Source organism: Conchiformibius steedae, from assembly GCF_014054725.1.
In the GTDB taxonomy this organism is placed as follows: Bacteria; Pseudomonadota; Gammaproteobacteria; order Burkholderiales; family Neisseriaceae; genus Conchiformibius; species Conchiformibius steedae.
Genome location: NZ_CP059563.1, coordinates 75427 through 96412 on the forward strand (window position 1 = coordinate 75427; position 20986 = coordinate 96412).

Annotated in this window: 20 protein-coding genes, 3 tRNA genes and 1 pseudogene; 13 read left to right on the forward strand and 11 right to left on the reverse strand. The window is 51.1% G+C overall.

All coding sequences use genetic code 11. The features are described from left to right. The first annotated feature begins 48 nt into the window (after positions 1-48). Entirely contained in the window at positions 49-819 is a 771-nt protein-coding gene (locus H3L98_RS00740; RefSeq protein ID WP_027022084.1) for an amino acid ABC transporter permease, read from the forward strand. A 64-nt stretch (positions 820-883) separates the two neighbouring features. Here H3L98_RS00740 and eda read toward each other — a convergent pair whose 3' ends face one another. The 3 genes from eda to edd all read right to left on the reverse strand — a co-directional run bounded on the left by eda (position 884) and on the right by edd (position 4311). Then, positions 884-1507: a bifunctional 4-hydroxy-2-oxoglutarate aldolase/2-dehydro-3-deoxy-phosphogluconate aldolase gene (eda, locus tag H3L98_RS00745; RefSeq protein ID WP_027022083.1), complete on the reverse strand. Its 624-nt coding sequence runs from the start codon at positions 1505-1507 to the stop codon at positions 884-886. A gap of 27 nt (positions 1508-1534) precedes the next feature. Next, positions 1535-2347 carry a transporter substrate-binding domain-containing protein gene (locus H3L98_RS00750; protein WP_051532077.1) on the reverse strand — a complete coding sequence of 271 codons (813 nt, stop codon included), beginning with the start codon at positions 2345-2347 and terminating at the stop codon, positions 1535-1537. Between the two features lie 134 nt (positions 2348-2481). Continuing rightward, positions 2482-4311 carry a phosphogluconate dehydratase gene (edd, locus tag H3L98_RS00755; protein WP_034333578.1) on the reverse strand — a complete coding sequence of 610 codons (1830 nt, stop codon included), beginning with the start codon at positions 4309-4311 and terminating at the stop codon, positions 2482-2484. A gap of 129 nt (positions 4312-4440) precedes the next feature. Between edd and H3L98_RS00760 the strand changes: the two genes are divergently transcribed. The 4 genes from H3L98_RS00760 to H3L98_RS00775 all read left to right on the forward strand — a co-directional run bounded on the left by H3L98_RS00760 (position 4441) and on the right by H3L98_RS00775 (position 9205). After that, complete coding sequence (locus H3L98_RS00760) at positions 4441-6588, forward strand: primosomal protein N' (protein ID WP_027022080.1); 2148 nt, start codon at positions 4441-4443, stop codon at positions 6586-6588. 102 nt (positions 6589-6690) lie between these two features. Then, positions 6691-8229, forward strand: coding sequence for a trypsin-like peptidase domain-containing protein (locus tag H3L98_RS00765; protein WP_027022079.1), 1539 nt, complete (start codon positions 6691-6693; stop codon positions 8227-8229). Between the two features lie 134 nt (positions 8230-8363). Continuing rightward, positions 8364-8678 carry an IS630 transposase-related protein gene (locus H3L98_RS00770; protein WP_027022078.1) on the forward strand — a complete coding sequence of 105 codons (315 nt, stop codon included), beginning with the start codon at positions 8364-8366 and terminating at the stop codon, positions 8676-8678. Next, positions 8612-9205 (forward strand): IS630 family transposase, encoded by a 594-nt coding sequence (locus H3L98_RS00775; RefSeq protein WP_156932296.1) that lies wholly within the window; start codon positions 8612-8614, stop codon positions 9203-9205. The genes H3L98_RS00770 and H3L98_RS00775 overlap by 67 nt, the downstream gene beginning before the upstream one ends. A 4-nt stretch (positions 9206-9209) precedes the next feature. On the opposite strand, the gene H3L98_RS00780 is transcribed toward H3L98_RS00775, so the two are convergent. From H3L98_RS00780 to H3L98_RS00790, 3 genes are all read right to left on the reverse strand, one after another. Beyond that, positions 9210-9347 (reverse strand): hypothetical protein, encoded by a 138-nt coding sequence (locus H3L98_RS00780; protein ID WP_156932295.1) that lies wholly within the window; start codon positions 9345-9347, stop codon positions 9210-9212. Between the two features lie 11 nt (positions 9348-9358). After that, positions 9359-9754, reverse strand: coding sequence for a hypothetical protein (locus tag H3L98_RS00785; protein WP_156932294.1), 396 nt, complete (start codon positions 9752-9754; stop codon positions 9359-9361). A gap of 110 nt (positions 9755-9864) precedes the next feature. Further along, a complete protein-coding gene (locus H3L98_RS00790; protein ID WP_027022075.1) occupies positions 9865-10497 on the reverse strand; it encodes a hypothetical protein in 633 nt (210 codons plus the stop codon). Between the two features lie 215 nt (positions 10498-10712). Between H3L98_RS00790 and H3L98_RS10975 the strand changes: the two genes are divergently transcribed. Continuing rightward, the gene (locus tag H3L98_RS10975) at positions 10713-10841 is read left to right on the forward strand and encodes a hypothetical protein (RefSeq protein ID WP_276512638.1); all 129 of its coding nucleotides are present in this window, start codon (positions 10713-10715) and stop codon (positions 10839-10841) included. 49 nt (positions 10842-10890) lie between these two features. Here H3L98_RS10975 and serS read toward each other — a convergent pair whose 3' ends face one another. Further along, positions 10891-12180 carry a serine--tRNA ligase gene (gene serS, locus H3L98_RS00795; RefSeq protein ID WP_027022074.1) on the reverse strand — a complete coding sequence of 430 codons (1290 nt, stop codon included), beginning with the start codon at positions 12178-12180 and terminating at the stop codon, positions 10891-10893. A gap of 163 nt (positions 12181-12343) precedes the next feature. Here serS and H3L98_RS00800 point away from each other — a divergent pair. From H3L98_RS00800 to H3L98_RS00810, 3 genes are all read left to right on the forward strand, one after another. Then, positions 12344-12421, forward strand: a tRNA-Pro gene (locus H3L98_RS00800). A 15-nt stretch (positions 12422-12436) separates the two neighbouring features. Beyond that, a tRNA-Arg gene (locus H3L98_RS00805) sits at positions 12437-12513 on the forward strand. Between the two features lie 19 nt (positions 12514-12532). After that, a tRNA-His gene (locus tag H3L98_RS00810) sits at positions 12533-12609 on the forward strand. Between the two features lie 79 nt (positions 12610-12688). Here the strand turns inward: H3L98_RS00810 and H3L98_RS00815 are convergent. Continuing rightward, positions 12689-13312, reverse strand: coding sequence for a DUF4230 domain-containing protein (locus H3L98_RS00815; RefSeq protein ID WP_034333577.1), 624 nt, complete (start codon positions 13310-13312; stop codon positions 12689-12691). A 144-nt stretch (positions 13313-13456) separates the two neighbouring features. Beyond that, the gene (locus H3L98_RS00820; protein WP_027022072.1) at positions 13457-14062 is read right to left on the reverse strand and encodes a nitroreductase family protein; all 606 of its coding nucleotides are present in this window, start codon (positions 14060-14062) and stop codon (positions 13457-13459) included. A 228-nt stretch (positions 14063-14290) separates the two neighbouring features. On the opposite strand from H3L98_RS00820, the gene tyrS reads away from it, so the two are divergent. Continuing rightward, a complete protein-coding gene (gene tyrS / locus H3L98_RS00825; protein ID WP_027022071.1) occupies positions 14291-15595 on the forward strand; it encodes a tyrosine--tRNA ligase in 1305 nt (434 codons plus the stop codon). 777 nt (positions 15596-16372) lie between these two features. On the opposite strand, the pseudogene H3L98_RS10870 reads toward tyrS, so the two are convergent. Continuing rightward, positions 16373-17176: pseudogene (locus tag H3L98_RS10870) on the reverse strand (phosphatidylserine decarboxylase); the annotation flags it as partial. Between the two features lie 294 nt (positions 17177-17470). Continuing rightward, positions 17471-18193 (reverse strand): hypothetical protein, encoded by a 723-nt coding sequence (locus tag H3L98_RS00835; RefSeq protein ID WP_182078439.1) that lies wholly within the window; start codon positions 18191-18193, stop codon positions 17471-17473. Positions 18194-18371: 178 nt separating this feature from the next. On the opposite strand from H3L98_RS00835, the gene rnz reads away from it, so the two are divergent. The 3 genes from rnz to grpE all read left to right on the forward strand — a co-directional run bounded on the left by rnz (position 18372) and on the right by grpE (position 20968). Continuing rightward, positions 18372-19307 (forward strand): ribonuclease Z, encoded by a 936-nt coding sequence (gene rnz / locus H3L98_RS00840; RefSeq protein WP_027022068.1) that lies wholly within the window; start codon positions 18372-18374, stop codon positions 19305-19307. A 23-nt stretch (positions 19308-19330) separates the two neighbouring features. Beyond that, a complete protein-coding gene (gene hemB, locus H3L98_RS00845; protein ID WP_027022067.1) occupies positions 19331-20338 on the forward strand; it encodes a porphobilinogen synthase in 1008 nt (335 codons plus the stop codon). An 81-nt stretch (positions 20339-20419) separates the two neighbouring features. Then, positions 20420-20968, forward strand: a complete 549-nt coding sequence (gene grpE / locus H3L98_RS00850) for a nucleotide exchange factor GrpE (RefSeq protein WP_027022066.1) — start codon at positions 20420-20422, stop codon at positions 20966-20968. Positions 20969-20986: the final 18 nt, after the last annotated feature.

Here is a 20986-nt window from a genome sequence, read left to right on the forward strand (position 1 = left end):
TTACACGGGCAAGCTGTTTTTCCACCCGATTTGAAGGGGCATTACCCTATGGATTTTGTTGTAAATTGGTTTGCCGAAGCGTTTCCGCGCCTGTACGAATACCGCAATATGTTTGTATTTGGCGCACTGACTACCTTGGGCATTACGGTGGCATCGGTTGTCGGCGGCACGGTGCTGGGTTTGTTTGGCGCATTGGCACGGATTGCCCGCACCGAAAAAGGCGGACCCGCATTACAGGCAGGCGCATGGCTGCTGCGTTCGCTTTCTTCGCTGTATGTTACGCTGTTTCGCGGCACACCCTTGTTTGTACAAATTTTTATTTGGTACTTTGTGTGGCTGGCGGCGCTGGTTCATCCACAAACAGGCTGGCTAATCAGCGGCGATTTGGCGGCAGAGCTGCGGCGCAACCACGGTGCACTGATTGCAGGCGTGCTGGCATTAACCGTAAACGCAGGCGCATACATTACCGAGATTATCCGCGCAGGCATTCAATCAATTGACAAAGGACAAATGGAAGCAGCGCGTTCTTTGGGTTTAAGCTACGGACAAGCCATGCGCTATGTGATTTTACCGCAAGCATTGCGCCGTATGCTGCCGCCATTTGCCAACGAATTTATTACCTTGCTAAAAGACAGTTCGCTGCTGTCTGCCATTGGCGTGGCAGAATTGGCGTATGTGCAAAAAACCATTTCGGGGCGTTATTCCATTTATGACGAGCCTTTGTATGCGGTGGCACTGATTTACCTCATCATGACCATGCTGTTGGGCTGGCTGTTTTCGGTTTTAGAAAAAAAATACGGTATGAAACAGCATCATTAATCTTGGTGTAAACAGCAAAACGGGCAGAATTTCTGCCCGTTTTTTCTTTGACGGAAATACCTGTTTAAGCGCGTAACGCTGCTGCTTCCCGCGCCAAACGGCTGATGGTTTCCCAATCCCGCGCCGCCACTGCCGCTTTGGGGGCAAGCCACGAACCGCCTACACACAACACATTGGGCAAACGCAAATAATCAGGCGCAGTTGCCGCGCTGATTCCACCAGTCGGGCAAAACATCGCTTGCGGAAACGGTCCGTGCCACGCCTGCAACAACGCCCTTCCGCCTACTACTTCAGCGGGAAACAGCTTGCAGGTATCCAAGCCATGCGCTAACGCCAGCATCAACTCGCCTGCCGTGGCTACCCCCGGAATCACAGGAACGGCGGCGCGCGCCGCTGCTTCGGCAAAAGCGGGATAAATGCCGGGGCTGATGACAAACTGCGCCCCCGCATCCACCGCAGCGCGAAGCTGGGTTTCGTCCAACACAGTTCCCGCCCCCACCACCGCATCGGGCAATACTTGGCGGATGCGCGAAATGGCAGCCAAAGCACAAGGGGTACGCAGGGTAATTTCCAAAGTACGGATACCGCCGTTATACAGTGCCTGTGCCAAATCCGCCGCCACATCCGCATCTTCCACCGCCAGCACGGGCATCACGGGGGAAAGCGATAAAACCTCTCGCGCATTCATTAATATTTTCCTTATTTCAACCAAGATTTATTGCTGCTGCTGCGCCGCCATTGCAGAACCAAACCATTTTTCAAACAGCTTGTCGTAAGTGCCATTGGATTTGACGGTTTGCAAACCTTTGTTCAGTTTTTCCAGCAATTCGGTATTGCCTTTTTTCACGGCAAACGCAAAGTCTTTTTTCTCATTTTCTACTACAATGGAACGCATTTTAAAACCGGGTTGCTGCTTGGCGGCGTATGCCAACACATAGCCGTTGTCCAATGCGCCGTCTGCGCGTTTGCCGTACACGGCTTTCATCGACACATGATAAGAATCGGTAATCATCACATTGCTGCGCGAACCGGTAATTTTGGCTGCCAATTCGGCAGGGTTTTTGCTGAATTTGTTTACTGCCAAGGTTTTACCGTGAAAATCTTGCAAGGTTTGAATGTTTTTGTTGTCGTCATTGTCCAGCAGGTAAATCACTTTGCTGTCGTGCTGTAAAAACGGCTGACTGAAATCCATTTTTTCGGCGCGTTCGGGCTTTACCGAAATGGTGGACGACCAAATATCCAAACTGCCATCGTTTAAGGTGCGTTCCAAACCGCTGCGCGGGGTGTTGATGATTTCTACGTCAAATCCGCCTGCTTTGGCGGTAGCTTGCAGCACTTCTACTTCAAAACCCGTAGGTTCGCCTTTCTCGTTGACAAAATGAAAGGGCGGATAGCTCAAATGCGAACCGACACGGTAAACAGGCACGGCGGCAGCGGCGGAAGCCTGTTGTTGTGCTTCAGGGGTTTTGTGGTCGGAACACGCGCCCAATGCCAGCGCGGTCAAACATAATGCCAAATATTTTTTCATCAGAATTCCCTTTCAATAGGTTGTGTGGTTTAATGTTAAATATAGTTAATCATTGTTTATTGACAGAACAACGCCGTTCAAAAAGTATTCCCATAACAACGTTACCATCTCTTGTGCTGCCGATTATACTCTTTTTATTCGCCCCAAGCGTTGCCAAAGCTGCTCGCGCCCGTTTCGGCACTGCCTGCTTGGGCGCGGAAACTGGCAAACAGCTCGCGTCCGAAACCGTAAGCATTGCGGCTTAAATCGGGTTGGGGAATCTCACGCGCATGCCATTCGGCTTCGTCCACCAGCGCGGTTAATTCGCCTGTTTTGGCATTAAAGCGGATTAAATCGCCCGTGCGGATTTTGCCGATGCCGCCGCCGTTTAAGGCTTCGGGCGACATGTGAATCGCCGCCGCCACCTTGCCCGATGCGCCCGACATCCGTCCGTCCGTAACCAGTGCCACTTTAAAGCCCCTGTCCTGCAAAATGCCCAAAGGCGGCGTGAGTTTGTGCAGTTCGGGCATACCGTTGGCGCGTGGTCCTTGAAAACGCACCACGCAGACAAAATCGCGTTCCAGTTCGCCACGTTCAAACGCCGCCAACACGTCTTTTTGGTCGTCAAACACAATGGCAGGCGCTTCAATGACAAAACTTTCGGGGCGCATGGACGACACTTTAATCACGCCGCGTCCGATATTGCCTTTCATCAGGCGCAAGCCGCCGTCGGGCGAAAAGGCACGGGCAACGGGGCGGATAATGTCTTCATCGCGGCTTTCGGCAACCGCGTCTTGCCATTTTAATGCACCGTTTAATAAAAACGGCTCTTGAGTATAGGGCTGCATACCGTGTCCCATAACGGTATCCACATCATCATGCAGCAAACCATTGTCGCGCAACTCGCGAATCACAAACGGCAAACCGCCTGCTGCGGCAAAATGGTTCACATCTGCCTGACCGTTGGGATAGACGCGAATCAGCAGGGGAATCACGGACGAGATTTCGTCAAAGTCGTCCCAATTCAAAATAATGCCTGCGGCACGCGCCATCGCCACCAAGTGCATGGTGTGGTTGGTGGAACCGCCCGTTGCCATCAAACCAATTACGGCATTCACAAAGGATTTTTCGCTTAACATTTCGCCCAAAGGCTGTGCCGTGCCGTTTTTAATGCGTTCAATCAGATGGGCAGCGGCGTGACGGGTCAGCGCTTCGCGTATGGGCGTGTTGGGGTTGAAAAAGGCGGCGGCAGGCAGGTGCACGCCCATCATTTCCATCATCATTTGATTGGAATTCGCCGTGCCGTAAAAGGTGCATGTACCGGGGCTGTGGTAGGACGCCATTTCGCTTTTCAGCAATTCATCACGCCCGACTTTGCCTTCGGCGAATAATTGGCGGGTACGCGCTTTTTCTTTGTTGGCAATGCCGCTTGCCATCGGACCGGCAGGCACGAATATGCCCGGTAAATGTCCGCAGCTTAACGCGCCAATCATCAAACCCGGAACAATTTTGTCGCACACGCCGAAATACAGTGCGCCGTCAAACATTTGATGCGACAAACCAATCGCGGTACTCATGGCAATTACATCACGCGAAAACAGCGACAGTTCCATGCCTTCATAGCCTTGGGTAATGCCGTCACACATCGCGGGCGTACCGCCTGCCACCTGCGCGGTGCCGCCGTGTTTTTGCGCTTCGTCTTTAATCCAGTCGGGAAAATCTTTAAATGGCTGGTGCGCCGACACCATGTCGTTGTACGCGCTAATCATGCCCAAGTTCGGCACGCTGTTTTGCTGCATTTGAATTTGAATGGTTTTAGGCATGGCGGCGTAGCCGTGCGCCAAGTTGGAACACGCCAAATGGGCGCGTTCGGGGCGACCGCGTTCGCTTAAAGCGCGGATGCGTGTCAAATAATTCTCGCGGCTGCGGCGGCTGCGTTGAATAATGCGCTCGGTAACGGCGCGTAAAACGGGATGCAGGTTCATGGTGTGTGTTCTCGTAATGGTTTGCGCGGGATTGTAACTTAATTACATGGTTTTGACTAATGCGTATTCTGTCCCCTGCTGCGTTTAACGCTACAATACGCCGTTTCTTGCCCGATTGCCTAAGCTGCCATGCCTTATTACTGCCATATTGTTGTCAATGCGCCGCTGCCGCCGCTAACTTATTCTTGCGACATGCCCCTGCCCGAAGGGGCGCGGGTGTTGGTGCCGTTCCGCAAAAAAACCGTTAGCGGAATCGTGTGGCGCGGCGACGTTCCCGCCGATATGGACACGGCAAAAATCGCCGCCGTACACACGCTGTTTGACGAACCGCCGCTGCCCGAATCATGGCGCGAACTGGTTGCCTTTGCGGCGCGTTATTACCATTATTCTTTGGGATTAACGGCGTTTGCGGCATTGCCGAAAGGCTTGAAAAGCGACCAAGCCTGTCCCGTTCCACCGCCCGTGTACCGCTATACGCTAAACGCCGCAGGATGGGCGCAAACCCTGCCGCGCCACGCCAAACAACAGGCATTGTGGCAGGCGTTGGCAGATGCGCCGCACACTGCCGCGCAGTTAAAACGCATTCACGCAGGCTATGCGCCGCTGTTGGCACGTTGGCGCGAGTGGATTAGCGAAAGCGAAGAAGAAACGGTTTTTCCCGAACTGCCTGCACCGCCGCACACGCTTCATCCGCAGCAACAACAAGCCGTTGATGCCATTACCGCCAACACGGGTTTTCAAACGTTTTTATTACACGGCATTACGGGCAGCGGCAAAACGGAAGTGTATTTTGAAGCGATGGCACAGGTATTGGCAGCGGGCAAACAGGTGTTGTTTTTATTGCCCGAAATCGGATTAACCCCGCAATTGCTGGCGCGTTTGCAACAGCGTTTTGGCGATTTGCCGACAGCGGTGCTGCACAGCCAAACCGCCGCAGGACAACGCACCGCCGATTACCGTCATGCCCTGTCGGGAAGGGCGCGGCTGGTGGTGGGAACGCGTTTGGCGGTGTTTGCGCCGATGCCCGATTTGGGTTTGATTGTGGTGGATGAAGAACACGATACTTCGTTTAAACAGGAAAACGATTTGCGTTACCACGCCCGTGATTTGGCGGTGTGGCGGGGGCGACAGGCGCAATGTGCGGTGGTGTTGGGCAGTGCCACGCCGTCTTTTGAAAGCTGGCACAAGGCGCAAACAGGGACTTACCGTTTATTGAGTTTGCCTGAACGCGCCCGCAGCGGCGCGGTATTGCCGCAAACCGAAATTTTGGACATCCGCCACACCCGCACCGAACACGGGCTTGCCCCTGCGGTGTGGCAGGCGTTGCGGCATAATTTAAACACAGGCGGTTTGTCGCTGGTGTATGTGAACCGGCGCGGCTTTGCGCCTGCGGTGTTTTGCGGCGACTGCGGGCATTTGTTCGGTTGTCCGCACTGTTCCGCCAAAATCGTGCTGCACCAACGCGCCCGCCAACTGCGTTGCCATCACTGCGGCTACAGCCGTCCCGTCCCCCACGCCTGCCCCGACTGTGGCAACCAAGACTTAACCCCGTTAGGCATCGGCACACAACAGCTTGAAGACGCGCTGCGCCACGCCTTTCCGCAAGCCAATATTTTACGCGCCGACCGCGACAGCGTGCGTAACCGTCAAGACTGGCAGGATTTGTATCAACAGGCAGGCGCAGCCGATATTTTGGTGGGTACGCAAATGCTGGCAAAAGGACATGATTTTGCCCGTTTGAATCTGGTGGCGGTGGCGGGCGCAGACGGTTCGCTCTACAGCGCCGATTTCCGCGCCCCCGAAAGGCTGTTTGCCGAACTGATGCAGGTGTCGGGACGGTCGGGACGTGCCGAACAGCGCGGACGGGTGATTATTCAAACCGCCCTGCCCCACCACCCCGTTTTTGCCGCCGTAAAAGCGCAAGACTATCCCGCCTTTGCCAACGCACAAAACCACGAGCGCGAAAGTTTCGGACTGCCGCCGTTCGGTTTTCAAGCTGCCGTACGCGCCGATGCCGCCCACTTTGCCGAAGCCGAACAACTGCTTAACCAAACCGCTGCCGAACTCGCCCCCCAGCTTCCTGCCGATGTTGCCAGCTGGGGTGCCGCACCCATGCTGATGATGCGTTTGGCAGGACGCGAACGCGCCCAAATCCTGCTGGAAAGCCCCAACCGTCAAAGCCTGCACCGCGCCGCATCACTGTGGGCGCACGCCCTGCACCGCCGCGCCCGTTCCCCCATGCGCTGGCACATCGATATAGACCCGCAGCAAATGTAAATCCTGCCTTGGCAGCGGATTTGAAACCCCACCATTCATAGCGGTACAATCTACTTTGATTGCTGCACCCCTTACCGCCATCATCATTAAAGGAAAACCGCCATGTTCAAACCCCGTTTCAGCACAGCCGTTACCGCATTGGCATTACTGACTGCCACCCTGCCCTCTGCCGCCCTTGCCGACAACGACAACGCCGTTCTCAATGCCCGCAATTCCGTGTACCGCCTATGGATTGGTTTACCCATTCCGCATCAGTTGCTTGCCGCGCAAATGGACGAAGACAGCCTGCAAACGCTGTCGCAGCAATTAAACAGCGACACCATCGCCGTATTGGATTCTGCGGGCGAAAACGTTTTGTTTGTGCATAACGGTCAAATTTATATGAAATTCGGACACGGCACGGCTTATTTGGTTTCCAAACAAGGGCATTTGCTGACCAATCACCACGTTGTCGCCCCCGATTTTGAAAATGCAGATGAAAACAGCTTGGTAGGCGCACTGGCAGCGGCAGGCATTGAACCGAAGGTGTTTGTGGTGCGTACCACCGGCAAACGTTTAACCCTGCAATCCGCCAATATTTTGGCTGCCGAAAAAAATCCCGATTTGGCACTGGTGCAGGCGCAGGGTTTAAGCGGCGAACCTTTGGTTTTGGCAGATTCGCAATACAGCCAGCCCACTTTAAAAGTGTTTTCCATCGGTTTTCCGGGCGCATCGGACGATATTTCCGAATTGGGCGGTATGGCACACCCGAAAGAATTTACCACCGCCGTGATTTCCGAAGGCTCGCTCAAACGTCCGTTTCACCGCCACGGCGCAACCTTATTGGAACACCACGCCCCCATCAGCGGCGGCAACAGCGGCGGACCTTTGGTGAATGTGTGCGGACAGGTGGTGGGTACTAATGTTGCCGTTCACTACACCCAGCAAGGCACAGCGGTCGCCATTGACAGCAACGAATCCAAAGCCCTGTTGGAACAACACAATATCCCGTTTCAAAGCAGCCAAACGGCTTGTGAAGACCCTGCCCTTGCCAAACAAAAACAAAACGAAGCCGCACAAGCCGCTCAAAATGCCGAGCAGAAAAAACATCTGGAACGTCAAAATCAAGAAATGGAAGCCCAACGCCGCCGTTTGGACGAACAGAACCGTTTGATTGCCGAACAAAACAGCAAAATGATAAACTGGCTGTACGGCGGTGCAGCGGCGGTAGGCGCGGTATTGCTGCTGATTGGGCTGTATTTATGGCATTTGCGCCGCCGCTTGGCAGCAGGCAGCGCAGCGGTTTCCCGACAAGCCACACCCGTCAGCGCACCACCCACCATGATGAACCCCACCCCCACCGCCGCGCCCGCTTATGTACTGACCCCTTTAAACGCAGGACTGCCCGAAACCGTTTTATACGAAAACCACAGCTATGCCCTCGGTCGCGCCCCCGACAACGACATTATCCTGCACAATATGCAGGTTTCCGGACAGCATTGCCGTTTGTTGGTACGCGCAGACGGCGTGTGGGTAGAAGACTGCCAATCCACCAATGGCACGTTTATTGACGGACAACGCATCAGCAGCAGCCGTTTGCAGCCGCAACAAGTATTGTGTTTGGGTACACAAGAAGTATGTTTTACCCTTAACAGGCTTTAATCCATGCAATCAAACGGCATAATAAAAAACACCGTTTGTACATCTTTCAATAATATTCCGTGTGCGATTGCCACTGAATCCGTTTTTCTTTACATTATAGTTAAAATACTTAATTTTTCATACGTGAGTTAAAAATGACCTACTCCTCCGACCTGCGCCAAAAAGTCTTGGAAAAATTAGAACAAGGCTACAGCATCCGCCAAACAGCCGAACTGTTCGGCATTCATTTCACCACTGTGCGTAATTGGAAAAAGCAGCCGTTTCCCGCCACACCCAAACCGCCACAGGTACGTCCGCCCAAGAAAATCTCCAAAGAGGCACTGTTGGCAGACGTAGAAGCCTATCCGACCGATTACCTGTATGAACGGGCAGTCCGTTTTGGTTGTACGGCATCGTCCATACGGCAGGCATTAATCCGTTACGGCATCAGTCGAAAAAAAACCGCTTAAAACACCCCAAAGCCGACCCTCTCCGGCGCAAACGGTTTTTACGTTTGCAGGAACGTTACCGGCGCAGGGGTAAGGACTTGGTTTACTTGGATGAAAGCGGTTTCCGCCGCGATTGGGTCAGAGCTTATGGCTATGCGGTCAAAGGCAAACCCTGTGTGGTCGAACAAAATTGGCACGGTAAAAACCAAGTCAATGCCATAGGGGCATGGCATAAAGACAAGCATCTGTTTGCGGTAGGTTTGTTTGAGCAGGGGATTAACGGAATGGTGTTTCAAACATGGGTTGAAAAGGTTTTACTGCCCCAATTGCCGTGTAACAGCGTAGTGGTCATAGACAATGCCTCTTTCCACAAAAGGGAGGCGGTTATCAAGCTGCTTGAGAATGAGGGGCATACTGTTTTATGGCTGCCGCCGTACAGTCCCGATCTCAATCCGATTGAGAAAGTATGGGCTTGGATGAAATCGCTACGTAATAAATGGCGTTTGAATGATATTGGGCAGTTGTTCTCGTTTTGTATGAATTATTAAACTTTTAAGTATATGCCAATTGCGCCGCGTACACTTCCATGCGGCGGGCGGGCAAACCCGTTTCCGCCGTATAACGGGCATACAGGCGCAAATCGGCTTCGGGCATTTGCCGCAGCTCTGCCAGTGTTTTCCCCAGCGACAAAGACAGCTCAATTAAGAAACGGTCTCTGTCGCCAACAGTTTTTTTAACAAAGTTTCACTTTGAAACTGCGACACAGTGGCATTTAACAGTTTTTGCCGCAATCCGTAAGGCAGCAGCGACAGTAACATCAAATCATCATGATTTTCAGGGTTAAAATACAAATCGCCGTCTTCATCAAACAACTCAAAAGCCAAACGGCGTTCTTGATTCAAACCATCGTCTTGGTCGCCCTGATACTTGGCAATCAATTCTTCGGTTTTTTTAACGGTTTGTGATGCTTCGGCAACCGTAAATGACTTAACATAAATTTCCAAATCGCCGACACCTTCCACGCGGTGCAGGTGTTCGGTTTGCAGACGTTCGGCTAATGCGGCTTTGTGCGCCGCTTTGCGTTGTTGGGTGTTCATGGTTGATTCCTTTTTGACTTCAATGCGTTGATGATTTGCGGTTTGAGCCGCTGCCGCATTTACGCGGCGGGGTCGGTGTTTGCGTTTACCCATGTTTTACCTTTCAAAAATTAAGACAAAGTGGCATCATGCGGGCGCGATTTGAGTTTAAAGCCCACGTTTGCCGTGTATTTGTCTTTAACCTTACCCCTGTATTTCCAGTTTTCCACCGAGCAGGCAAAACCGCGCACAATATTCACGCCTTTGGGCTTGGTTTGCATATACAGCGTTTCTTGGCTGAACATGGCATTTTCCAACATTTGCTGTACACGGCTTTCGGGGTCGTAATACAGTTCCATTGATGCGCTGCCCGCTTCCAGCTCTCCTTCTTCCTGCGGATAGTTGTCGCAATTGGTGGTTACATCGGTAAACGACACGCCCGCAGGCTCTACATCAATGCTGGTGGCATCACAAAAGCCCGTCATGGTTACTTTGGCGTAACGTGCGCCACTGATGCGCCCTGCGCCCGTAAAATCCTGTCCGACCAGCGTAAAATTGGTGCTGCTGCGGGTTTTCACGGTAAAAAAGCCGTTGGCGGCAGGGTGGCTTGCGCCTTCAATATAAATCACATCGCCCGTTTCCAAGCCGTGTCCCGTGGCGGCAATATCGGGGTCTTTGCTTGCGCCGATGGTTAAACTTTGATTAACGGTGTCGGGTTTGCGCCCGAATTTGATTTGGGTTTCGTAAAAACTGCGTTTAGGCATGATTTTTCCTTTTTAAACAAAAATTAAATAATCCAGCACGGCATAATGTGCTTTCAGTTCCCAGTGGTATATACAATGCAACCGTGCTATAGTTGATAAAAATAAAAACAAGACAAGGCGACAACGCCCGCCGTGTACGAACAGTACATAAGGGCGTTGGCAACGCAGTATCGTTGCGATTTTAATCAACTATACTATACAACTGATGCTGTGCTGTGGCGGGTAAAGATAAAAAATTGACAGAAAAAGAAAAATTTCTAGTTGAAAAAGATAAGCTGTTGGCAGCCAAAGATGAGCAAATCGCTTTATTGCATGAACTTCTGAAACAACTGCAACATAAATAAAATAAACAAGCCGTTTGATGAAAACATCATAACGGCTTGTTTTTATAATTTATTTCAGTGCTTCCACCCCGCCCAAATACGGACGCAAAGCCTGTGGCACATTCACGCTGCCGTCTGCATTTTGATGGTTTTCCAGCACCGCCACCAACGCACGTCCCACCGCCAAACCCGAACCGTTCAGCGTATGCAACAAACGGTTTTTCCCGTCTGCATCTTTAAAGCGTGCTTTCATGCGCCGTGCCTGAAAATCCTCGCAATTAGAACAGCTTGAAATCTCACGATACGCATTTTGTGCAGGTACCCACACTTCCAAATCATAGGTTTTCGCCGCACTAAAACCCATATCGCCCGTGCATAACAGCACCACACGGTAAGGCAGTTCCAGCAATTGCAAAATCTTTTCCGCATGCGCCACCATTTCTTCCAAAGCCTTATCAGACTCTTCGGGGCGCACAATTTGCACCATTTCCACCTTATCAAACTGATGCTGGCGAATCAGCCCACGCGTGTCGCGCCCGTGCGAACCTGCTTCACTACGGAAACAGGGCGAATGAGCCGTTAATTTAATCGGCAAATCCGCTTCCGCAACAATGCGTTCGCGCACAGTATTGGTTAGCGGCACTTCGGCAGTGGGAATCAGGTATTGAACGGTTTTGTCTTCATCGCCGCCACGGGGAACGTGAAACAAATCTTCTGCAAATTTAGGCAGTTGCCCCGTACCAAACAGCGCAGCATCGTTCACAATATAGGGCGTGTAACATTCGGTGTAGCCGTGTTGTTGGGTGTGCGTGTCCAACATCAATTGCGCCAAAGCACGGTGCAAACGCGCCGCCGTACCACGCAACAGGCTGAAACGTGCGCCCGACAATGCCGCCGCCGTGTCAAAATCCAAGCCCAAGCCTGCGCCCACATCCACATGGTCTTTAATTTCAAAATCAAAGGTTTTCGGTTCGCCTACCGTACGCACCACCACATTGTCCTGCTCGTCCTTGCCCACAGGCACGCTGTCTTGCGGCAGGTTTGGCACGCCCGACAGCCAAGCATCCAAACGGTTTTGAATTTCTTGGTATTCCGCATCGGTTTGCGCCAAATCGTTTTTAATTTTAGCTACTTGCGCCATTGCCGCTTCCGCTTCGGCGTGTTTGCCCTGCGATTTTAACGCGCCAATCTGCTTGGACACGCTGTTGCGTTGCGCCTGTAAAGTTTCGGTTTTTACCTGCAAATCCTTACGCTGCTGTTCCAAGGCTTCAAAAGCAGCCGTATCAAAAACAAAACCACGCCGTGCCAGCTTTTCAGCAACATCAGCAGGGTGTTGGCGGACAATTTGAATATCTAACATTTTCGGTTCGCATCCGTTTTATCACAAAAAACGTATTCTAAACGAAAACCGATTTGCAGGGTTTGCAAAAATAATTCCAATAAAAAATAAAGCAATATTTTCTTTCTTGGTTTGAGTGTCTTGACTTTTGCAACATCGCCGTATAGAATGCCAATCTTTCACGCGGGGCGTAGCGCAGTCTGGTTAGCGCATCTGCTTTGGGAGCAGAGGGTCGTGAGTTCGAATCCCACCGCCCCGACCAGCAGAATTCCCCAAAGCGTTCGTAGCTCAACCGGATAGAGCACCGGCCTTCTAAGCCGGGGGTTACAGGTTCGAGTCCTGTCGGGCGCGCCAGAAGACAAGTTTTTATGTGGTGGTTGTAGCTCAGTTGGTTAGAGCATCGGATTGTGATTCCGAGGGTCGTGGGTTCGAATCCCATCTGCCACCCCATCTATCCCAAACCCGCCGTATCGCGTACACAGACCGATACGGCGGGTTTGCTTTTACCTGTAAACCAATTATCCCGCACTCAACGCGCCAACACAGGCATACGACACTCTTCCGCTGCCGCCGAATAAACTGATACAGGGATTTTTGCCAATGCAAACAAACGCTCAATCTGCTCTTGGCTGCGTTCGCGGGCGTGGCGCAAAATCCCGTTGGCACACGCCTGCTGCAACAGCTGCTGTTTTGCCTGTACCTGCACCGTATCCAGCACGCCCGTATCCGCTTTCAACAGATTAAACGCGCCCGTGCGCCAATCATATACTTCAATATGGTCCAGCTGCACCGATAAAATTTGTGCAGGGGGAAGCTGAATCACAATGCGTTCGTCCAGCACCGAAATATTGCTTTCCACCAATTTATTTAAATCAATGCCTGCTACTGCATTGCCTTTGGCAACAAAAATCCCCTTTTGGCTGTCCTGCCAAAGCGTGTACCAATTGCCTTCTTTTTCGGTGCGGATAATGGTATCAATATAAAATGCCGTACTTTCCAAACGGTTTAGCTCGCGTATTTTTGCCAATACGCTGCTTTGGCTCATTACCGTATGGGCTGGGATATCCTCTTTTTTGCTGTTGAATTTGTCGCTAAAATACCACACTGCCAGTGCAGATACCGCAGCAAACATAGCCATTATGGTTTTTTTCATTGTGTTTTCCTGATGATGAATATCGAATAACAGTGTTTATGTGCATTATAAAGGCTATTTTTGGCAGTTTTGGTTAAGAAAATGTTAGCAGGGGCAATATCGCAAAGGATATTGCCCCTGTTTTAAACGCGGGTATCGGCTAAATTACAGACCGAATACTTTCAAACGGCTTTCCAAATCGCTAAAGGATTTTTCGCCGGCAGGTGCAGCCACGCCACCGAATACCAATTGGGCGCTCATTTTCCAGTTAGCAGGCAAGTTCCAAGTTTTGGCAACTTCCGCATCGATAATCGGGGTGTAGTGTTGCAGGTTCGCGCCTACGCCCGCAGCGGCAAAGGCAGTCCAAATCGCGTATTGGTGCATGGCATCGCTGTGTGCTGCCCATACAGGGAAACCAGCAGCGTAAGCGGGGAACTGCTCTTGCAGACCTTTTACTACATCTTGGTCTTCAAAGAACAATACGCTACCTGCAGCAGCTTTAAAGCCGTTCAGTTTTTCTTGAGTGGGTTGGAATTGGTCAGCAGGAACGATTTTTTTCAATTCATCAGCAGTGATGTCCCACAGTTTTTCGTGGTCAGCACCCAACAATACCACTACGCGGGTAGATTGTGAATTGAAAGCAGAAGGGGTGTGTTTTACAGCGTGTTCTACGATTTCAACGATTTGTTGCGCAGATACGGGCAATTCTTTGTTCAACGCATATACAGAACGGCGGGTTTCGGCAGCTTGTTGCAAGGTTTGAACGGACATGTTGTTTCCTTAAAAGTGTGTCTAAAAGGGCGATTATAACAATAAGCAACCCCAGCCACAAATTTGATAAACTTTGCAAATGATTGAGTTATCCATATTTGCGCCCATGCTGTCGCTTATCAGGTAAAAATTATTTATTTTGATAAAAATCATGTATTTGCTTAAAAAATACGTTTGCAAAACCGGTGCAGGCGATTAGAATAGCCGCTTTTTGGAAAGCCCAATCTTATGACAAGTGATTTGCTCAATGATTTACAGGCGCGGGGGCTTATCTCGCAAACCACTGATTTAAATGAATTAGATAAACTTTTATCGGAAAACAAAATCGCGCTTTACTGCGGTTTTGACCCCACTGCCGACAGTTTACACATCGGGCATTTGCTGCCCGTGCTGGCGCTGCGCCGTTTTCAATTGGCGGGGCACACGCCTGTGGCGCTGGTGGGCGGGGCAACAGGCATGATTGGCGACCCCAGCTTTAAGGCAGTTGAGCGCAGTTTAAACAGCGCGGAAACCGTGGCAGGCTGGGTGGACAGCATCAAAAACCAATTAAAGCCGTTTTTAAGTTTTGAAGGCGACAATGCGGCGGTAATGGCAAACAACGCCGATTGGTTTGGCAAAATGAATTGCTTGGATTTTTTACGCGACATCGGCAAACATTTTTCTGTAAACGCCATGTTGGCAAAAGAATCGGTTAAACAACGCATTGAGCGCGATGATGTGGGGATTTCGTTTACTGAATTTGCTTATGCGCTGCTACAGGGCTATGATTTTGCAGAGCTTTACCACCAATATGGTGTGCAATTGCAAATCGGTGGTTCTGACCAATGGGGCAACATCACTTGGGGTACGGAAACCACGCGCCGTTTGCACGGGCAAAGCGTACACGGGCTGACTTTACCCTTGGTTACCAAAGCTGACGGCACCAAATTCGGCAAAACCGAAGGCGGCGCGGTGTGGTTAAATGCGAAAAAAACCTCGCCCTATCAGTTCTACCAATTTTGGCTGAAAGTAGCCGATGCCGATGTGTATAAATTCTTAAAATACTTTACTTTTTTAAGTATTGAACAGATTGATGCCATTGAAGCTGCCGACCAAGCCAGCGACAGCAAACCCCAAGCCCAGCGCATTCTTGCCGAAGAAATGACCCGTTTGATTCACGGCAGCAGCGCATTGGAAGCCGCGCAGCGCATTACCGACAGTCTGTTTTCAGGCAACGAAGCCGCGCTAACCGAACAAGATTACGCTCAATTGGCATTGGACGGTTTACCCACGTTTCAAGTATCGGGCAAGCTCAACGCCGTAGAAGCCTTGGTGCAAAGCGGTTTGGCAAAATCCAATAAAGAAGCGCGTGGATTTGTCAATAATGGCGCAGTGCTGTTAAACGGCGAAACCGCCACCGCAAACAACCCCGACCACGCCCCCGACCGCCCCGATGATGCCGTATTGCTAACCGATGCCCACAAACGCTTTGGCAAATACACGATTATCAAACGCGGCAAACGCAATCACGCCCTCTTGGTGTGGGCTGACTAATCGCCCAGCAATAAAAAAATCCGTCTGATGCGTGCAGACGGATTTTTTTATGGGGAAAGTTTATTTCTTCACTTCAGTTTTAATAATGATTTCTGAAGGTTCAATGGTTTGCCAAGGTTCAGGCACGCTGGCAAACACTTCACGGCGAACAATCGGCGCACGCGCTGCGATTTCTGCCAAAGCTTCTTCTTCACTGCGGCGGAACGATTCGGCAGCGGCATCTTGCTCTGCTTGTTGGGGCGCAGCAAACGCATTTTCCGCTGCCACACGCGCCAATTGTTGCGCATCATCTGCGCCGTTGCTTTGCACCAATTCGGGTGTTTGCACGGCAACTTGGCTTTGCTCTGCCTGCAAACGCACCAACTCTTCGGCTTCGGCTTGTGCTTCCGCTTCCAAACGCGCTGCTTTTTCCAAAGCTGCTTGGGCTTCCGCTTCCAAACGGGCTTGTTCTTCCGCAGCAGCACGGGCTTCTGCTTCAGCCTGTAAACGCGCTTGTTCTTCGGCTTCAGCTTGTGCTTTGGCTTCTGCTTCTAAACGTGCCTGTTCTTCGGCTTCAGCTTGTGCTTTGGCTTCCGCTTCTAAACGGGCTTGCTCTTCCGCAGCAGCACGGGCTTCTGCTTCAGCCTGTAAACGGGCTTGTTCTTCCGCTTCAGCCTGTACTTTGGCTTCTGCTTCTAAACGCGCTTGTTCTTCTGCTTCAGCTTTTGCCTTGGCTTCAGCTTCAGCGCGGGCTTGTTCCTCTGCTTCGGCTTGTGCTTTGGCTTCCGCTTCTAAACGAGCTTTCTCTTCGGCTTCTGCTGCCAAACGCGCTGCTTTTTCGGCTTCGGCTTTGGCTTCCATATCGGCTTTTAAACGGCTTTCCGCAACGGCTTTGCTGGTTTCCGCAGCTTTGGGCGCAGCAGTGTTTTCGCCTTCGCCCTCGCTTTTTTCGCCATCTTGAGCAAAATACGCCAAAATGGTTTCGCTGGCGCGTACTTTGTCGCCAATGGCAACGTTTGCCACCGCATCAACAGGCAGATACACATCTACACGCGAACCAAAACGGATAAAACCGTAACGTTCGCCGCGTACCATGCTTTCGCCCGCTTTGGCATAACACAAAATGCGGCGAGCTACCAAACCCGCTACTTGAACAAAAGTAATCTCGTGTCCTTGTTCGGTGGTCATCAACACAGCGTTGCGCTCGTTTTCGCTGCTGGCTTTGTCTAAAGCAGCGTTTAAAAACTTGCCTGCATTGTATTCCACATGAGTGATTTTGCCGTGCGCGGGGGCGCGTTGGGAATGCACATTAAAGACATTCATAAACACGCTGATTTTTAAAGCTTCGGTGTGGCGGTAAGGGTCGGTGGATTTTTCCACCACCACAATGCGCCCGTCGGCAGGACACAGCACGGCATCGGGGGTATCGGGAATATCGCGGGCGGGGTCGCGGAAAAATTGCAGGCAGAACAATACAAACAGCCAAAACGGTACCGACCACCAGCCACACAACAGGGTCATCAACACGCTGGCAAGCAAGCCGCCGATAATAAACGGCCAGCCTTCTTGGGCAATAATGGTGTGCGGATAATAACGGTTCATCAAATGGTTCCTTTGTGGGTGAAACCCCGCCCGCGGGGCGGAAAATCAAAAAACGGCAGACGTAACAACGCGCCGTGTGCTGCGGGGCGCAAACAAAAATAGTGTGGGATTATAGCGGAAAACGGCGAAACTGTGCAGGGGCATTTTGCACACAATTCGCGGCTAAGGGCGAAGGCAAGCCAAACAGGAATAAGGTGGTTTTCAGGTGGTTTGTACCGTATTTGGCAAGGCGGCAGCGGCTGTTGCGCCGCAATTTGCGCCAACAACTTGGCAAACGGGCAAAACCGCAAACCATCATTCAATCAAATTACAAGTATAGGGTTCAAATTTATCAATCATTCCTGCTTCAGATAAAGCATCATGTAAATTTGCTGACATAAAAAAACGTCTAATAAATCTAGGGTCATGCCATAAGTCCACATCACAATTTAAAGCATGTTTATCAATATTCAGTTCCCCATCATTGAAAATACTGCTGCCAATACGAAAACCATATGTGATGTCAGGTATGGGTTTTAATCTGGGCGTGGTTTGGATTTCGCAAACGCACATTCGTCTTTCATACAGATTCAGAAAATAATACGTTTCATCACTTGCCAAACAGCCTGTTGATAAATCATAAATTTGTACAGGTGTCAGGATATTTTCGCCCAATCGGTGTTGTTTTAAGATGGCTGCACAAGACGGATTAAACAGAATGCCACCATCCCAGATACTGAATATATAATCTTCACGAGTGGGCAATTTGATTGCTTCATTTTGATAAATGCCAGCCCATAGTGCATCGGGAATCGTTTTATTTTGTTTAAAAAAATGATTTGCATCAGATAGCTCTGCAGCAAAAGGAAAATACTTTCTCTTCTTTTCTTTTATTTCAAGTGTCTCTGGCTCCAATCCTACCCCCAAAATACCCCGAATTTCTGGGTACATCAAACCACTGTCTTTAACACAGGCTTCCATATCATATTGTTGCACCCTATCTAATGCAAATTGACAAATATAAACCTGATTGGACATAACAAACCCTTGGCAAATGGAAATACCGTTTATTTTACCGAAAAAGAGTCTGTTTCAGCTAAAAACGGCTTATTCGGGCTTATTGTAAACATTTGCACCAAACGTTTTCTGACAGATGTGAATAGAAATCAAAACCTAGACACTATACAATCTTGTTTTTTGCTTATCCGATTGTTTTATGCATTTGCACTTTCTCGGTACGGGCGCAGGCTCGCCCGCCACGCAGCGCAATGTGTCTGCCACCGCGCTGAATTTGTGTGCGGAAGGTGCGGGTGTGTGGCTGTTTGACTGCGGCGAAGCCACCCAGCATCAAATTTTGCACACCAGCATCCGCCCCGGCAAAATCCGCCATATTTTTATTACCCACTTGCATGGCGACCATATATTTGGTTTACCGGGGCTATTGGGCAGCCGCAGTTTTTTAAGCGGTAATCAGGCGGAACCGTTGTATTTATACGGTCCGCAGGGTTTGCGCCGTTTTGTGGAAACGGCTTTGGACGTGTCGCAAACGTATTTAAGTTATCCGCTGCATATTCACGAATTGGATGGCGACAGCGGCAGTTTGCAGCTTGAAAGCGGTTTTAGCGTGCGTTATCGGCTGCTCGACCACCGCATCCGCTGCTATGGTTTCCGCATTATTGAAGCGGAACGCGCAGGCAGCCTGCAAACCGAGAAATTACGCGCCCTCGGCATCGGCAACGGCCCGATACTCGGACAGCTTAAACGCGGCGAAAGTGTGAGTTTGCCTGACGGGCGTGTGCTGCACGGGCGCGATTTTCTCGCTCCGCCGCAGCGCGGACGCGAAGTGGTGATTTTCGGCGACACCCGTTACCGCGCCGAACACGCCGATTTTTGCCGTGATGCCGATGTGTTGGTACACGAAGCCACTTTTGCGGACAGCGACCGCGCCGCCGCACACCAACACGGACACGCCACCGCCGCCCAAGCCGCCACGCTTGCCCGCGATGCGAATGTAGGCGTTTTGTATCTGAACCACATCAGTGCCAAATACAGCGGCGACGCCGTTGCCGTATTGGAAAACGAAGCCCGTGCCGTGTTTGCCAACAGCTATATCGTCCACGATTTTCAACAAGCCGATATTCCACGCAAATAATTTGATTGATTAAAGGAAACCCGATGAACTTCCCCCACCGCCCTTTTCCCGCCACCCGAATGCGCCGAATGCGCCGCGACGACTTTTCCCGCCGCCTGATGCGCGAAACCGTTCTCACCCCCGCCGATTTGATTTACCCCGTGTTTGTGTTGGACGGACAAAAACGCGAGCAGGAAATCGCGTCCATGCCTGGTATCAAACGGCAAAGCCTTGACCTGCTGCTGCACACCGCCGAACATGCCCTCAAGCTGGGGATTCCCATGCTGGCGCTGTTTCCCGTGGTTGATGGCAACAAAAGTGCCGATGCCGCCGAAGCCTACAATCCCGAAGGCTTGGTGCAAACCGCCGTACGTACCCTGCGCCGCGAGTTTCCCGAATTGGGCGTGATGACCGATGTCGCGCTTGACCCCTACACTTTAAGCGGACAAGACGGTTTAACCGACAATACGGGCTATGTGTTAAACGATGAAACCGTAGCAGTGTTGGTTAAACAAGCCCTCAGCCACGCCGAAGCAGGCGCACAAGTGGTTGCCCCGTCTGATATGATGGACGGACGCATCGGCGCAATCCGTCAGGCGTTGGAACAACACGGGCATATCCACACCCGCATTATGGCGTATTCCGCCAAATACGCTTCCGCCTTTTACGGACCGTTCCGCGATGCTGTCGGCAGCGCAGGCAATTTGGGCAAGTCCACCAAAGACAGCTATCAGATGGACCCCGCCAACAGCGATGAAGCCTTGCACGAAATCGCCTTGGATATTCAAGAAGGCGCGGATATGGTGATGGTGAAACCCGGTATGCCCTATTTGGATATTGTCCGCCGCGTGAAAGACCAATTCGGCGTACCCACTTTTGCCTATCAGGTGTCGGGCGAATACGCCATGTTGCAAGCCGCTGCGCAAAACGGTTGGTTAGACGGCGACAAAGTGATGTTGGAAAGCCTGTTGGCATTCAAACGCGCAGGCGCAGACGGAATTTTGACGTATTTTGCCCTACGCGCCGCCGAACTGTTGCAACCGTCCAAGTAAACGTCTGCTTGAAAAAGCCCACCCCCACCCCATATTTTAAGAACCGAAACCATGATATTTCCATTCCGAAAAGGTAAAAAAATGAGCGAAACCACTCAAAACACCGAAACCCCCGAAAACGAAAACGAAACCGTGAGCGAACCCACCGTTGAAGAGCTGCAAGCGCGTATTGCCGAGCTGGAAGCAATGGTAAACGAAGAGCAGTTGCGCGGTTTGGCAAACGAACAAAACCTGCGCCGCCGTTTTGCCGAAGAGCTGAAAAAAGCCCAAAAATACGCCGCTGCCGATTTTGCTGCCGAAATGCTGGTGGTAAAAGACTATTTGGAAATGGCATTATTGGACACCAGCGGCAATTTTGAGATGCTGCAAACGGGCGTATCCATGACCTTAAACGAATTGCAAAAAGCCTTTGACACCACAGGCATTCAAGAAATCCCCACGCAGGCAGGCGATAAACCTGACCCGCACCGTCATCAGGAAATGCAGGCTGTAGAAAGCGAACAGGAAGCAGGCACCATTGTTGCCCTGCTGAAAAAAGGCTATACCATGAACGAGCGCGTGTTGCGCCCTGCGATGGTAACCGTTGCCAAAGCCGCTGAAGCAGCAGAAACAGACAACGGCGCAAATTGATTGTCTGTTTATCCGACA

Excerpts from the sequence above, each read along its gene's own strand:
- H3L98_RS00835 (WP_182078439.1), bottom strand. The coding sequence starts at position 18,193 with ATGTCCAATCAGGTTTATATTTGTCAATTTGCATTAGATAGGGTGCAA.
- H3L98_RS00815 (WP_034333577.1), bottom strand. The coding sequence starts at position 13,312 with ATGAAAAAAACCATAATGGCTATGTTTGCTGCGGTATCTGCACTGGCA.
- grpE (WP_027022066.1), top strand. The coding sequence starts at position 20,420 with ATGAGCGAAACCACTCAAAACACCGAAACCCCCGAAAACGAAAACGAA.
- H3L98_RS00770 (WP_027022078.1), top strand. The coding sequence starts at position 8,364 with ATGACCTACTCCTCCGACCTGCGCCAAAAAGTCTTGGAAAAATTAGAA.
- H3L98_RS00790 (WP_027022075.1), bottom strand. The coding sequence starts at position 10,497 with ATGCCTAAACGCAGTTTTTACGAAACCCAAATCAAATTCGGGCGCAAA.
- H3L98_RS00785 (WP_156932294.1), bottom strand. The coding sequence starts at position 9,754 with ATGAACACCCAACAACGCAAAGCGGCGCACAAAGCCGCATTAGCCGAA.
- edd (WP_034333578.1), bottom strand. The coding sequence starts at position 4,311 with ATGAACCTGCATCCCGTTTTACGCGCCGTTACCGAGCGCATTATTCAA.
- H3L98_RS00820 (WP_027022072.1), bottom strand. The coding sequence starts at position 14,062 with ATGTCCGTTCAAACCTTGCAACAAGCTGCCGAAACCCGCCGTTCTGTA.
- rnz (WP_027022068.1), top strand. The coding sequence starts at position 18,372 with ATGCATTTGCACTTTCTCGGTACGGGCGCAGGCTCGCCCGCCACGCAG.
- H3L98_RS00765 (WP_027022079.1), top strand. The coding sequence starts at position 6,691 with ATGTTCAAACCCCGTTTCAGCACAGCCGTTACCGCATTGGCATTACTG.
- tyrS (WP_027022071.1), top strand. The coding sequence starts at position 14,291 with ATGACAAGTGATTTGCTCAATGATTTACAGGCGCGGGGGCTTATCTCG.
- H3L98_RS00750 (WP_051532077.1), bottom strand. The coding sequence starts at position 2,347 with ATGAAAAAATATTTGGCATTATGTTTGACCGCGCTGGCATTGGGCGCG.
- H3L98_RS00740 (WP_027022084.1), top strand. The coding sequence starts at position 49 with ATGGATTTTGTTGTAAATTGGTTTGCCGAAGCGTTTCCGCGCCTGTAC.
- serS (WP_027022074.1), bottom strand. The coding sequence starts at position 12,180 with ATGTTAGATATTCAAATTGTCCGCCAACACCCTGCTGATGTTGCTGAA.
- eda (WP_027022083.1), bottom strand. The coding sequence starts at position 1,507 with ATGAATGCGCGAGAGGTTTTATCGCTTTCCCCCGTGATGCCCGTGCTG.
- hemB (WP_027022067.1), top strand. The coding sequence starts at position 19,331 with ATGAACTTCCCCCACCGCCCTTTTCCCGCCACCCGAATGCGCCGAATG.
- H3L98_RS00760 (WP_027022080.1), top strand. The coding sequence starts at position 4,441 with ATGCCTTATTACTGCCATATTGTTGTCAATGCGCCGCTGCCGCCGCTA.